The following is a 13,463-nucleotide window of genomic DNA, read 5'->3' on the forward strand; positions in this document are numbered from 1 at the left end:
CGTCACCTCCGTCACTGGGGAACCACCTCGGCGTCGCGGAGGGGCGGGGGGATGTCGTCGGGGCCGACCGGCACCATCAGCACGGCCGTACCGCCCTGTGCGCAGAACCGGCGCGCGGCGCGGATCTCCTCGGTCAGCGCGGCCTTGTCGCGCAGCACCCGGCAGTGGATGTCCGGGCCGTCCACCATGGGCGGTGGCGCGCCCGGGCGGGTGAAGGGATAGCGGTCGGCGTCGAGTCCGAGGCGGGCGCGCTGGGCGTCCAGCCAGCCGTAGCCGCCGTTGCACAGCACCACGTACAGCACACCGCCGTGGGCCGGGGCGGTGACGGCGATGTCCGCGCGGGCCGCGAGGAACGCTCCGTCCCCGATGATCGCGGTGACCTCGTGGTCCGGGGCGGCCCGCTTGACCCCGATGGCCGCCGCCGCTCCGAAGCCCAGGGGGGTCTGCTCCGACGGCACGATGGACCCGCCACCGGCGTGGAAGGGGAAGCAGTAGGACCACATGTCCTGGAGCCCGTTCTCCTGGACCAGTACGCGGGGCTCGGCGGCGGTGGCGTCCAGCGCGGCGAGCAGCTCGGCGATGCGGATGCCCGGCAGTGCCGCCGCGCGGGCCAGTTCCTCCGCCATGTGGAGCGACATGGCCTCGCGGGCGGCGGCGATCCTGTCCGGCCACGCCCCGGGCGTGTCCGCGTGCCCGCCCTGCCCGCCCTGCCCGGCCTGCCCGGCCCGCCCGGCCCGCCCTGACCCCGGGTCCTCCTCCAGAGCCCGCGCCCAGCCGAGCACGGCGTGCCGGGCGTCTCCGAGCACGCGCGGGCCCGCGAACTCCGCCGAGAGGCCGCCGGGGTCGACATTGACCTGCACCACCGTGACCGGGGGCCACGGTGTTCCGCCTTCCACGGCGGTCTCCTCCAGACGCCCGGCGAGCGACACCACCAGGTCGCAGGAGGACCACAGTTCACGGGCGGGGGCGGCGGCGTACAGGCCCGCCAGACCGCAGAACAGCGGGTGCCGCTCGTCGACGGCACCGCGGCCGGACGCGGTGGTGAAGATCGCCGCGCCGAGGCGTCCGGCGAAGTGCTCGACCACCCCGTCCTCGTTGCGGTGCCGCATCCCGCCGCCCACCAGCACCACCGGGCGCCGGCTCGCGCGGATCGCCGCCAGCGCCGGTCCCGGCGTCACGGCAACGGAATCGGGGAGCAGTCGTTCGGGCGGTGTCGGCCGTGGTCCGGTGACGAGGATCTCCGCCGTGCGGACGTCGTCGGGCAGCTCCAGGTACACGGGTCCGGGCGGCGGCCCCGCGGCGCGGGTCAGCGCCGTCACCGTCGCGGGGACGACCCGGTCCGGGTGTCCCACCCGGTGCGCCCACCGCACCAGGGGCGCCACCGCGGCGACCTGGTCGAGTTCCTGGAATCCACCGCTGCCCCGGCGCCGTTCGGCCACGCCGGCGGCGAGCACGAGAACCGGCGCGCCGGACTCCCGCGCCTCCAGCAGCCCGGTGGCCGCGTGGGTGACAGCCGGCCCCTTGCCCAGTGCGCACACGGCGAGCCGGCCCGACTGGAGCGCGTAGCCGGTGGCCATGTACAGCGCGTTGCGCTGGTCACGGCACGGTACGAGGTCCAGGCCCGCGGCGTCGAGGGCGCGGAGCAACTCCAGGTCGTCGCCGGGCAGTCCGAAGCAGGTGTCCACCTCGTTGGCCACCAGCAGGTCGACGATCGCGGACCACGCGTCGGCGTATCGCTTGCTCACCGCGTTCACCTCTCACCCACCGCGTCCAGGGCGGCCGTCGGGAGATTCCGGGCCACCGCCTGTGACATGAGCAGCGGTTCGGCGTGCCGCTTCCCGCCGAAGGAGAGGTAGTTCGCCCTCATCCCGAATCCACCGAACGGGCGGTTTCCGTCCTCGACGTCCAGCAGGGTGTGGTCGACACAGGTCTGGTGCCGCTCGGACAGGACTCTCACCGTGTCCGGGTCGTTTCCGTAGACCATCGCTCCCAGCGCGCGTTCGCTGAAGAAGGGGCTCGACAACCGTTCGCGTAATCGCCGGGCACTGGGGTAGGACACGACGTTGAACACCGGGGCGAACATCTCGTCCAGGGGGATCTTGTCGTCGAAGTCCCACAGCAGGACGGTCGGTTCGACCCTGCGGGACGGCAGATCGATGCGCCCGCCGTGCCGGATGCGCCGCGCGTGACGTACCAGGTAGTCCGAGCAGTTCACCAGCGCCGAGTCGTAGTGGATCGGACCGTAGTCGGCGGCCGGGTCACGGTTGTCCCCGAAACGCAGCGCGTCCAGCTCGGCGGACAGCAGGCCGACGAATTCCTCGGTACGGCCCCGCGGTGTGAACACGACGTCGGGCCCGAAGCAGTCCTGGCCCGAGTTGTAGAGCCGGATCCTCGTGACGTCATGCACGGCAAGGGCGAGATCGGCATCGGGCGCGACCACGAAAGGGTTGATTCCGTTGCCGAAGAAGAGAAAGAGCTGATCTTCCGCCAGGCCCTCGCGGACGGTTTCGGCGTTGGCGTAATTCCCGGTGAAGACGATGAGGTCCGCCTCGCGCACCGGTCCTGTCACGAACTTGCGCTGGCTGAGTTCGAAAAGCTCGATGGGTAAACCGTGGGCCGGTGCCAGCAGAGCATGCAGACGCTGCATCTGGCTTTTCGTCTCGGAAGACGGCCGGAAGGCGATGCGGTCGCTGTAAAGCGATGCCACGAGCATGTAGAGCGCGTAGGAGTAGAGCGGGATGTTGGAGGGCATGAAGACGGCCGCGAGGGGCACGCGGCCCGGCCGGACCCGGCGGATTTCCTCCTCCGCTCCGTCGAGCGTCGCAAGGAACGAACGAATTTCCGCGACGGCGGTGCGGCGGGGGGAGACTTCGGTGAGAATGTCCACCACCGCCTCCTCGTGGTCGGCCACGTACCGGCGCACCGCACGCAGCGCGTCGACCCGGTCGGGGAAGGGGATGCGGTAGCCGGCCGCACCGGCACCCGGGCCGGACGCGGCGGGGCCGCCGGTCTCGTCCCGCGAGGCGGGCAGCGAGGTCACGGCGATGTTCCGCAGAACGGCCAGGTCGGGCTTCCCGGTTCCCGTCAGGGGCCAGGAGGGAAGCACGACGATGTGGTCGGGCTGCTCGTAGCGGGCGAGCGCGGTGCGCAGCAGTCGCTTCCAGTGCGCCGGCTCGCGAGTGTCCGGGTCCGCGACGACGAACACCAGACGGTGGCCCAGGCGGTCGTCGGGGACGGCGAGGACCTGCGTCTCCACACCGGCCTCCGCGGCCCGCCGGGCGAGGTGGTCGGGATAGAGCGTGTGGCCGTCGCGGTGCACCGCGTGCTTGCGCCCGACCGGGAACACCCGGCCGGCGTCGTCGAGCAGGCCGATGTCGCCCGTGCGGTACACGGAATCCAGGACCGGGATGATCTCGCCGTCATCGCCCAGTCGGCCGGTCATCAGACCGTCGCTGCGGACGACGAGTTCGCCGAGCCGGCCAGGGGAAAGCGGCCTGCCGTGTTCGTCGTGCACCTCGACGGTCACGCCGGGCAGGGGCGTCCCGCATCCGACCGGGTCGGCAGGGGTCGCCAGCGCGATGTTTCCCACCTCGGTCGCCCCATAGCCGTCGAGCAGGTGGCGGCCCGTACGGGCGTGGAACCGGGCGGCCAGGTTGCGTCCCAGCGGCGCGCCGCCCACGCACCAGGCCCGTACCGTCTCCAGCGCGTCGGTGAGAGCCGGACGACGGTCGAACAGGTTGAGCAGGCTGTAGTAGGTCGACGGGGCCGCGTCCACGACGGAGAGACCGTGGTCCATGCCGACCGCGAGCGCATGGTCCAGGCGGGTCGCCGGCCCGTAGACCACGAGCGTGCCGCCGCCCAGCCACCAGCAGAGGACCAGCGACAGACCGTACTGGTGGGAGTACGGCAGGACGGGCAGGAAGACGTCGTCGGGCCGGTACGCCATCCGTTCCGCGCTGAGCGCGAGGTTGTCCAGAATGGAGCGCCCGGAGCGGACGATTCCCTTGGGGGTGCCCGTCGTACCCGACGACCATGAGATCGCGGCGTCCTGACGCCGTGCCCAGGCCGCGATGTCGGGCACGGGTGCCGTAGCGGAAGTGGGTGGTGGCGGTGCGGTGCTGTCCGTCTCGGCGCCGATTTCGAGCAATGTGCGCGCCTGGGCGCGGATCTGCGCTCGTCGTGAGGAGGTGGCTCGATGATCGGTCAGCACCACCGAGGCGTCGAGGTGAATGAGCGCCAGCAGATCGACGACCCATTCCGGGGAATTCGCCCCGCTCATCATCACCCGCGAACCGGGTTCGACGCCACGGTGTGCAAGAAGTTCAGCGGCACCGAAGACTCGGGCCACGATTTCATCCGTCTCCCAGATATGCCCCTCGGGAGAAATCAAGCGCCTGATAATAGGCACCTCGTACTCCTTAACACCACCAGAGAGCGTGTTCAGCTCTCAGGCGACTGTCCCACAGCCGCAGTTCGGCGTCGAATACGGCAAGAGGAACTCCCTGACACATACGGGATGCTTGAGTGCGCAGCGACGGAAGTGACGCACCGGGCGGCCGGTTCTGATCGGTGAACTCTTGGCACGGTTGGCAGCGGCGTTTCTTTTTGAGTGCCGACAAGAATCCTGCCGATCGGGGCGGAAGCGCGGCCGATACGACCGCGGACTCATCGGAGCGCCCGACAGGCGGCCACTAAAAGTACGATTGAATGACCGGCCCGACGGCTATTCCGCGACAATTCCGACGGTGCTCCCCGCCCGGCCCCCACCGCTGTAATCAGCGATGCCGCCGGCACAAGCCCCGACGTCTCCGGACAAGCCCCGACGTCTCCGGCGACCCCGGTTCGGTCGGCATGCCCGCACCTCTCTGGTCCGCCCCAGCGGTCACCCCACCATGGAGACCTGCGCGGCGCTGGTCGCCCTGATCGGCCGCCCGGCGGCTCTGCGGTACGTCGCCGTCCCGGCCGGGGCCGCGGTCGCCACACGGACGGCGTACTTCGTGCAGCCGGCGGCCAGGCACCGCCCGTCCGACATCGTGAGGGGCGCCGGCGTCTGTCTCCTCTGGGCCCTTCTCGCCACCGCCGTCGTCCCCGGTACTGCCGAGCAGATCGCCTCCTGGCGGACGGACCGTCCGCGGGTGCTGTCCCTGTGCGCGGGCGGGACGACCGTCGCCGCCGTCCGGCGGGCTTAGGCGCAGGAATCCGCCCGGGTGCCCTGATGGTCGCAGGCGCCGTCGCCCCCTGCGCCGCTGTGGTCGCCCTGGCGTACCACCGCTTCCGCCCGCCGGTGCGGCAGCGGGCAGACGTCTTCGCCGGGCAGCCGTCCGCGCCGGTGGACCCTGACCGCGGCGGGTGTCCACGAACGACAACGCCGCCCCCGGTGCCGGGGGCGGCGTGCGGTGCGTCGGCGTGCGTCAGCGCGCGTCGATCAGGCTGTAGCTGCTCCCGTCGGGCAGGCCGGCGATCTTGACGCTGGTGGCTGCCAGCGGGCGGTTGTACGTTCCGCGCGGCGCGCCGAACCCGGTCCACTGGCCGTTGGCCTGGCGGAGGTTGTGCCAGGTGTTGCCGTCCATGCCGACGGCGAGGAGCTGGGCGGCGCCGTCCGGCGTGGCGGAGATCGCGACGGACGTGGCCTGCATCGCCTGACCGGGCGCCCACTGCGGGGTGTTCCAGCCGGAGTCGACCCGCTGCGCGTTCTGGGTCATGTGCCAGATGTTGCCGTCCTGGCCGATCGCGGCGATCTGGAGGGTGTAGTCCCGCGTGGCCGTGATCGAGAGGTCCTTGCCGACGAAGGTGGCGGCGCCGCCGACCCCGGGCAGGGTCTGCCAGCCCGACTGCTCCCACATGCCGTTCATGTAGCGCTCGGTCAGGCGCATGGCACCGTCCCGGCCGTACACGAGCACCTTGATGGAGTTGTTCGGCAGGCCGGTGACGGCGACGTCCTTGGCCTTCATGACGCCCTTGCCGGTGCCGTCCCCGACGCCTGCCCAGCCGCCCTCCTGCCAGGAGCCGTCCGGCTTGCGCAGGGTGTGCAGCAGGTTGCCGTCCTTGTCGACGGCGAGCGCCTGGAGCGTGCCGTTGGGGGTGCTGGCGAGGGCGAGCGGGCCGCCGTTCAGCTGCTTGTCGACGGCGTCGCTGTTGAGGCGGTTCCAGCCCTGCCACGAGCCGTTGGAGAAACGGATGTTGTGGTAGAGGTGCTTGTCGTTGCCGTAGGCGAGGAACTGCAGGTCGCCGTCGGGCATGGCCGCCACCGCGCGCTCACCGCCGGCGAACTCCAGCGCGCCGTAGGCGCCGGGCAGCGCCTCGGCGGCGCTCCAGGTCCCGTCGGCGCGGCGCTGGGTGCCCACCAGGGTGCCGGGTGCCGTGGTCGGGGTGTTGTTGGCGATGATGGCCGCGTTGATGTACCCGGAGCCCCTGATGGGGCCCCTGCCGTCACCCATGTTGACGTTGTCGTACGCCACGATGTTGGTGTTCCTGGCGATGCTGGAGTAGCGCCATTCGCCTTCCAGCTTCTTCACCAGGTTGTAGTTGTGCTGACGGGCCAGGTAGAGCATGTAGGGGACGCCGTCACCGCCCCTGAAGTTCATGCCGTTGTTGGCGACGTCGTAGGCCGCGTCGGGGATGGCGAGCGTGGAGTCGACGTTGCCGGAGAGCGCGAAGAACGTGTCCGGCGTGCCCAGGTCGGTGCTCAGCACCTGCTGGTCGCGGTCGAGCGCCGTGCGGCTGATCTTGTCGATCGCCGGGTCCGACGAGAAGGGGTGCGTCACCGCCTCCTTGATGAGGCCGCCCCAGTCCTTGTCCTCGACGTAGCTGTCGCGGCCGTCGATGCGGCTCTCCGGCCAGTCCCAGGGCTCGTCCGTGCTGTTGGTGGTGTCGAGCAGGATGACGTTGGCGCCGGCCGCCATGTACTGGTAGTACGTGGAGGAGGGCGTCAGCTTGTTCTTGTCGGCCATGCGGGAGGTGCCGATCGCCTTGGCCAGCAGCTCGACGGCTTCCTTGTTGTCCGCGGCCGCGGACTCCTTCGGGACGGAGGTGCGCAGATCGATCGTGACGATCTCCTCCGGGTGGTCGCGGATCCAGGCGGCGATGTCGTTGATCTCGCCCTTCTGTCCGGTGGCGGGGTCGTCGAAGAACAGACCGCCGAGCGGACCGCCGTGGTACGTGTACCACTTGCCGTTCTGCTTGCACAGCCGCAGGTCGAGATAGCGCGAGCCGGCGTCGAGCTGGGCCTTGATGGGGCCCGACTGCGTGACCGAGATGGCGGCGGCGATCTCCGGGTACTTCCGGGCCATCGACGCTTCGCTCGCGGTGTCGCAGACTCCCGACTTGTCGGTGATGCCCCACGTTCCCGCGTCGTGGCTGCCGGGCATCACGACCTTGTTGAGCGGCCGGTCGCCGATGACGTCGCGGATCTGGCCCATCCAGCGGTTCAGGAACAGGCTGTCCGGGTCGATCGGGCCGGGGGTCGGAGCGGTCGCGGTCGTGGCGCCGGCGGCGGCCGCCACCGGCGCGCCCGGCAGGCCGGCCACGGCGAGTCCGGCGGTGAGCATCACCAGAGTCAGGCCGCTGGAAGCCATACGGCGGTTCAAGGCGCGAGGGTTCACTGCTGTCATCCGTTCTGCGAAGTCCCCCGCCGAAGATGCCTGGCGGAAGGGCCGGCCTGGAGAACGCTCCAGGAAGGCGAAACGTACAGGCCCGGTCCGCGCCCCGGATGAAGATGAGGGTTCGCTGAGAAATGCGTGAAGACGCTGTGACCATCACCCGCGGAAGCGGAGAGCACGCTCTTTTCCCTGGTCGGCGCCCTGAAGCCGGTTCACTGAAGCACCTGCTGACGCACCGGCGGCCCAGTGCTGAATGCTCATCAGAAGTGAGCGATCCGGGCACCGACGGGCCGACGCGAGGAACCTTGGACCGTTTCACGCCCGGCGCCAGGACGTCGACGCTGTGGTCCCACGACAAGTCAAGGAACGCTGGTCCCCACCTGGTCCCCAAAAATGATCGGGGGGCGGTTTCGGATCTCTCCGAAACCGCCCCTGGCCTGCGACCCCTTGCCCCCAGTGAACGAAACACCGTCCAGGGGGGTCCGTGAGATCCAGGGAGAGCGGAAACGTCCAGGTCGGCGCCACAAATTCCACGTCGGTCCGTGCAGTTCGTGAGACCTGTGTGAGACGGCTGTGAGACGGCGAAGCCCCGGCTCGGTGGAGTTCACCGGCCGGGGCTTCGCCGCGCCTTGGGGCGGTCAGTCTTGCTCGTCGTCCTCGGCCTCTCCGCCGACGGCGGGCGGTCCGGGTCAGCGGGGGCCGTACTGATCCGCAGGCATCCGTCCGTACCGAACAGCTCGATCAACTGCGACAGATGGGCGCGCGCCGCACTGCGGCCAGGGGTCTCTCGCGTGGTCAACCCCGCCCCTCCAGGTCCGCCCACACGATCTTGCCCCAGTGCCGCTCGTCCGTGCCCCAGTCGGCGGCCGGCGCCGCCACGAGGCGCAGACCGCGCCCGCCCTCTTCGTTCTCGTGCGCTTCGCGCTCCACCGGCCGCGCCCGAGAGAGATCCGCGACTCCGACACGCACCCGCGCGGCGCCGGGGCGGTCGATGACGACCCGGATGGACTCCCGCCGGGCGTGCTGCACGGCGTTGGCCACCAACTCGGAGACGATCAGCGCCCCATCCTCGGCCAATGCGTCCAGCCCCCAGACGGCACAGGCGGTACGAAGCAGGAGCCGCGCGGTGGCTGCGCTCTCGGGCTGCCTCGGCAGGGTCTCGCTGTACCCGGGGTGCCCGGTCTGGCGGGCCCGGGTTGTAGGTTGCGGCATGTCGGTCTGCTTCCTTCAGATCGGCCAGCCCCGGGGCCGTTCGCGCGGTCGCCGGGGCGCTACGCGTTCAGGTAACCGGGGTGCGCGATCACGCGGAGGAGCCAACCAGGGGGCCAGGAAGGGGCCACACTGGATACGGAAGGGGGCCACCATGAGCGACACCACCGAGCGACGCCGCGAGTTCGGCGCCTACCTCGCCGGTCTGCGGCGGCACTCCGGCCGCTCGCAGCGGCAGTTCGCCGCCGTGCTGTGCGCCGTGTCCGGCGCCCAGTCGATCACGCGGAACGAGGTCTCCCGATGGGAGCGCGGGGAGCGCGTCCCGGACGCGTGGCTCCCCACCTTCGCCCAGGTGCTCGGCGTGCCGCTGCGTGAGCTGGAGCAGGCCGCCGCGTACGCCCGGGGGGACGCTCAGGCCGTCCTTCCCGGGGTCGCGGCCACCCTCGGGGACCTGCTGCCCGACGGGGACGCGCTGGAGCCGCTGTCAGCCCCCTGTGGCCGTCGGATCGGTGCCACCACAGTGGACGGTCTGGCGGCTCGCGTCCACGGTCTCCGGCTCGCGGACGATGTGCTGTCCGGCGGGGACCTGATCGCCCCCGCCTTCCGTGAGCTGCGCGCCGCCGTCCGCCTGTACCGCGAGTCCGAGCACTCCGAGGAGACGGGGCGCGGCCTGCTCGTGCAGATCGGGGAGTTGGGCCAGATCGCCGGATGGATCGCCTCGGACGCCGGTCGGGGTGACGACGCGGAGCACGCCTACCGACTCGGGCTCTCGGCCGCCCGCCAGGCCGGGGACGCGCCGCTGGTGGCACAGCTCGCGGGCAGCCTCGGCTACCACCTGACGAACAGCGGCCGGGAACGGGAGGGCCTGGAGCTGGCGAAGGCAGCCGTTGCGGAGGCCGGGCCGGACGCTCCGGCCACAACCCGCGCCCTGTTCCTGGACCGCGTGGCGTGGGCGCATACGCGTGCCGGGGAGGCTCAACCGGCCCTGCGGGCGCTCGGGGAGGCCCACGCCGCCCTGGACGCCACGGGCGGCCCTCCCGCGCCGAAGTGGGCCTACTGGGTCAACCGCGAGGAGCTGGAGGTCATGGACGCCCGGGTGTTCACCGAGCTGCGCCGCCCGCTGCGCGCGGTGCCGCTGCTCCAGGACGTGCTGGGACGCTACGACGCCACGCACGCCCGGGAGGTCGCGCTGTACCGCTCATGGTTGGCCGTGGCGCTGGCTGACGCGAACGAGCCCGAGCAGGCTGCCGAAGAGGCCCGCCGCGTCATCGGCACATCCGGCGATCTTTCCTCGGAGCGCACGGCGGAGCGGGCCCGGACGGTCCTGCACCGGCTGAGGGAGTACAAGGACGTGCCCGAGGCACGCGAAGTGCTGGCCGACCATGGGCACTTGTTGCTCGCTTAGGGGTACGCCACTCGTTTCCGATCGGTGAAGCCAGCAAAGCACCCTCAGTGAAGGCACCGAGGAAAGAGGAACTTTGTCCGACCAGCAGACACCACTACGCCTGTCATACGATCCGGACGACTATCTGCGCATACGGGATATCCCCGTCTGATTGATCAATCGGCCCGCCTGGGTTCTCGTCACACGCAGGAAGCCGCAGCGCTCACGGGCTACGGCTTCCTGGCGTTCAGGCGGCGGGAAGTTCCAGCCGCCCCTCGGTAGCCATGCCCCGCAGAAAACCGGCCATCACGTCCGGCACGCGGGCGCGCTGCGCGGCCGTCGGCTCCAAGGCGTCCGGCGTCCGGTTCATGGCCTCGAACATGATCTTCGTCTGGACCTCGGCCAGCGTCACCAGGCGCTTTTCCACGCCCATGCGCGCCACAAGATCGCACACCTTCAGCAGCCGGGGGCGGCAGTGGAGGACGGACAAGCTCCGGCGCGAGGCGCACAAGCTGATGGCCGCCACGGGCGTACGGAAGGTGCGGCTGTACGACGCGCGGGACGCCTGCCTGTCGTGGATGGCGAACAACGGGGTGCCGGACACGGTGGTCTCCGCGTGGGCCGGTCACTCGGATCTCGGCTTCACGAAGCGGGCCTACGTGCACCCCGACCCGCAGTCGCTCAGGGCGGGTTCGGAGAAGCCGCCGAACTGCTCGACTGAGCTTGATCAACAGCGTTAGTGAGAAATTGTGAGACGGCGCCCCTGGAAACGATCAAGAGGGGCCCCGAAAGACCCCTCCGACCTTGTACTTCACCGTCGGGACGACAGGATTTGAACCTGCGACCCCTTGACCCCCAGTCAAGTGCGCTACCAAGCTGCGCCACGTCCCGATGCGCTGCCTCGCGGTGAACCGCGTGATCGCGCGAGGGGAACTTTACCGCACGTACGGGGGTGCGCAGAAAGGGGCTCGGGGTGGGGGCGGGGAGAATCGGGGGCATGACGAACGCGGGTGACGGCGGGGAGCGGGACCGGGACGCGGAGGGGCGGGCCCGCAGTGCGCGGCCGCGGGACGGGCTCGGGCGGCCGTTGCCGTACGGCGCGCAGGGGGTGCCGCGGCAGCCGGAGGGTGTGGTGAGGGCGCCGCGCGAGACGGTCGCCGAGGCTCAGGCGCTGCTCGACACGGGCAGGCCGTTCCACGCGCACGAGGTGTTCGAGGACGCCTGGAAGTCGGGGCCCGAGGACGAGCGCGCCCTGTGGCGGGGGCTGGCCCAGCTGGCGGTGGGGCTCACCCACGCCGCCCGGGGCAACGCGGTCGGCGGCGCCCGGCTGCTGCGGCGCGGCGCGGACGCGGTCGAGAAGTGGGAGCGCGGCAGCGGCGAGGACCGGCCGTACGGGATGGATCTCGCCGGGCTCGTCCGCTGGGCGCGGGAGCTGGCCGGGAGGGTGGAGGCCGGGGGCGATCCGGTGGACGCCGGGGTGGAGGCGCCCAGGCTGGGGCCCTGAGGGGCGCGTTGTCAGTGGCGTACGGCAGACTCGGGGCGTGCGAGAGATTCATGTCATCGGTATCGGCGCGGGCGACCCCGAGCAGCTGACCCTCCAGGCGGTGAGGGCGCTGCGCGGCACGGACGTGTTCTTCCTGCTCGACAAGGGCGAGGAGAAGAGCGATCTCACCCGGCTCCGCCTGGACATATTGGACGCGCACCTGCCCGAGGGGTCGTACCGGGTGGTCGAGGCCCGGGACCCGGAGCGGGACCGCAAGGCGGGCGGGTCGGCGTACTCGCCGGCCGTCGGGGACTGGCGCAGCGCCCGCGCCGGTATCTACGAGCGGCTGATCGTCGAGGAGTTGGGCGACGACGAGACCGGCGCGTTCCTGGTGTGGGGCGATCCGGCGCTGTACGACAGCACGATCGGCATCCTGGACGAGGTGCTGGCGCGGGGCGCGGTCTCCTTCGAGTACGCCGTGGTGCCCGGTGTCAGCAGCGTCTCCGCGCTGGTCGCCCGTCACCGCACCGGTCTGAACCGGGTCGCCCGGCCCGTGCAGATCACCACCGGGCGGCGGCTCGCCGAGGGCTTCCCCCAGGGAGTGGACGACGTGGTCGTGATGCTCGACGCCCACCAGGCCTTCCGGCACTACGCGGACGAGGACATCGACATCTACTGGGGCGCCTACATAGGCACCCCGGACGAGATCCTCGTCTCCGGGCCCCTCGCCGAGGCGGGCCCCGAGATCGAGCGGGTGCGGGCGGAGGCCCGGGAGCGCAAGGGGTGGATCATGGACACGTATCTGCTGCGGCGGAACCCCGGGGAGCGGTAGCCCGGTTCGGGGGCCCGCCGGCTCCTCGCTCTACGCGGTTCCCTCGGCCTGCGCGGCCCCCTCGGTTGCCTCCGATCCGAGACCGAGCCGCCCCAGCACCCCCGCCACATCGGGGACGGCCGTCACCCCGTCCGGCAGCGGCGGCCGTCGTACGACCACCACCGGCAGCCCGAGTTCCCTGGCGGCCGTGAGTTTCGCCGCCGTGGCCTCGCCGCCGCTGTCCTTGGTGACCAGGACGTCGACGCGGTGCGCCCGCAGCAGTTCCCGCTCGTCGGCGACGGTGAACGGGCCGCGCGCCAGGAGGATTTCGGTGTGCGGGGGCAGCGGGGGGTCGGGGCGTTCCACCGAGCGGACCAGGAAGTGCTGCTCGGCCAGGTGCGCGAAGGCGGCCAGGCCGAGGCGCCCGGTGGTGAGGAACACCCGGTCGCCAAGTCCGGGCAGCGCCTCCGCGGCCGCGGCCAGGGACGGGACGTCGTACCAGCGATCGCCCGGGACGGGCCCCCAGCCGGGGCGGCGCAGTACGACCATCGGGACTCCGGTGGCCGCCGTCGCGCGGGCCGCGTTCGCGGTGATCGACGCGGCGAACGGATGGGTGGCGTCGACCAGCGCGTCCACCCGGTGCGCCCGCAGCCACTCCGCCAGGCCCTCGGCCCCGCCGAAGCCCCCGGTCCGTATCTCCCCCGCCGGTGCTTCCGGCCGGGCGGTGCGTCCGGCCAGGGAGGTGGTCACCCGGAGCCCGGCGGGGTGCGCGGCCAGAGCGGCGGCGAGGCTGCGGGCCTCGGTGGTGCCGCCGAGGACGAGGACGTGTCGTCGCGGGGGCTGCGGGGGCGGTGCGGGCATGAGGGTGAGCGTATCGGCAGGTCAGGGGGTGGAGAAACGCGTGCCGTGCCGTGGGCTCTCAGGGGAGTCAACGGCCGGGCGGCCGGGGATGGTTCCCGTGCCGGATGTGACTTTTCG

Annotated in this window: 11 protein-coding genes and 1 tRNA gene; 5 read left to right on the forward strand and 7 right to left on the reverse strand. The window is 71.5% G+C overall.

What is annotated here, in order from left to right:
* Nucleotides 1-11: 11 nt before the first annotated feature.
* A complete protein-coding gene (locus tag QHG49_RS05610; protein ID WP_301487503.1) occupies nt 12-1,745 on the reverse strand; it encodes a thiamine pyrophosphate-binding protein in 1,734 nt (577 codons plus the stop codon).
* A 5-nt stretch (nt 1,746-1,750) separates the two neighbouring features.
* The gene (locus QHG49_RS05615; protein WP_301487505.1) at nt 1,751-4,390 is read right to left on the reverse strand and encodes an aldehyde dehydrogenase family protein; all 2,640 of its coding nucleotides are present in this window, start codon (nt 4,388-4,390) and stop codon (nt 1,751-1,753) included.
* 502 nt (nt 4,391-4,892) lie between these two features.
* Between QHG49_RS05615 and QHG49_RS05620 the strand changes: the two genes are divergently transcribed.
* On the forward strand, nt 4,893-5,189 hold the full coding sequence (locus QHG49_RS05620) for a hypothetical protein (protein WP_159706624.1): 297 nt from the start codon (nt 4,893-4,895) through the stop codon (nt 5,187-5,189).
* Nucleotides 5,190-5,411: 222 nt separating this feature from the next.
* Here QHG49_RS05620 and QHG49_RS05625 read toward each other — a convergent pair whose 3' ends face one another.
* Nucleotides 5,412-7,574, reverse strand: a complete 2,163-nt coding sequence (locus QHG49_RS05625; RefSeq protein WP_301487508.1) for a hypothetical protein — start codon at nt 7,572-7,574, stop codon at nt 5,412-5,414.
* A gap of 819 nt (nt 7,575-8,393) precedes the next feature.
* Entirely contained in the window at nt 8,394-8,810 is a 417-nt protein-coding gene (locus QHG49_RS05630) for an ATP-binding protein (protein WP_301487510.1), read from the reverse strand.
* Nucleotides 8,811-8,961: 151 nt separating this feature from the next.
* Between QHG49_RS05630 and QHG49_RS05635 the strand changes: the two genes are divergently transcribed.
* Nucleotides 8,962-10,212 (forward strand): helix-turn-helix transcriptional regulator, encoded by a 1,251-nt coding sequence (locus QHG49_RS05635; RefSeq protein WP_301487512.1) that lies wholly within the window; start codon nt 8,962-8,964, stop codon nt 10,210-10,212.
* Nucleotides 10,213-10,438: 226 nt separating this feature from the next.
* Here the strand turns inward: QHG49_RS05635 and QHG49_RS05640 are convergent, their stop codons facing one another.
* Nucleotides 10,439-10,624, reverse strand: coding sequence for a hypothetical protein (locus QHG49_RS05640; protein ID WP_301487514.1), 186 nt, complete (start codon nt 10,622-10,624; stop codon nt 10,439-10,441).
* On the opposite strand from QHG49_RS05640, the gene QHG49_RS05645 reads away from it, so the two are divergent.
* The gene (locus tag QHG49_RS05645; protein WP_301487517.1) at nt 10,623-10,931 is read left to right on the forward strand and encodes a tyrosine-type recombinase/integrase; all 309 of its coding nucleotides are present in this window, start codon (nt 10,623-10,625) and stop codon (nt 10,929-10,931) included. The genes QHG49_RS05640 and QHG49_RS05645 overlap by 2 nt on opposite strands.
* A gap of 77 nt (nt 10,932-11,008) precedes the next feature.
* Here QHG49_RS05645 and QHG49_RS05650 read toward each other — a convergent pair.
* A tRNA-Pro gene (locus QHG49_RS05650) sits at nt 11,009-11,082 on the reverse strand.
* A 106-nt stretch (nt 11,083-11,188) separates the two neighbouring features.
* On the opposite strand from QHG49_RS05650, the gene QHG49_RS05655 reads away from it, so the two are divergent.
* Together QHG49_RS05655 and cobF are read left to right on the forward strand one after the other, a co-directional pair.
* The gene (locus QHG49_RS05655; protein WP_145491713.1) at nt 11,189-11,695 is read left to right on the forward strand and encodes a DUF309 domain-containing protein; all 507 of its coding nucleotides are present in this window, start codon (nt 11,189-11,191) and stop codon (nt 11,693-11,695) included.
* 37 nt (nt 11,696-11,732) lie between these two features.
* Entirely contained in the window at nt 11,733-12,506 is a 774-nt protein-coding gene (gene cobF / locus QHG49_RS05660; protein ID WP_301487521.1) for a precorrin-6A synthase (deacetylating), read from the forward strand.
* A gap of 30 nt (nt 12,507-12,536) precedes the next feature.
* On the opposite strand, the gene QHG49_RS05665 is transcribed toward cobF, so the two are convergent.
* Nucleotides 12,537-13,346 carry a cobalt-precorrin-6A reductase gene (locus QHG49_RS05665; protein ID WP_301487523.1) on the reverse strand — a complete coding sequence of 270 codons (810 nt, stop codon included), beginning with the start codon at nt 13,344-13,346 and terminating at the stop codon, nt 12,537-12,539.
* Nucleotides 13,347-13,463: the final 117 nt, after the last annotated feature.

The organism is Streptomyces sp. WP-1 (assembly GCF_030450125.1).
GTDB classification, from domain to species: domain Bacteria; phylum Actinomycetota; class Actinomycetes; order Streptomycetales; family Streptomycetaceae; genus Streptomyces; species Streptomyces incarnatus.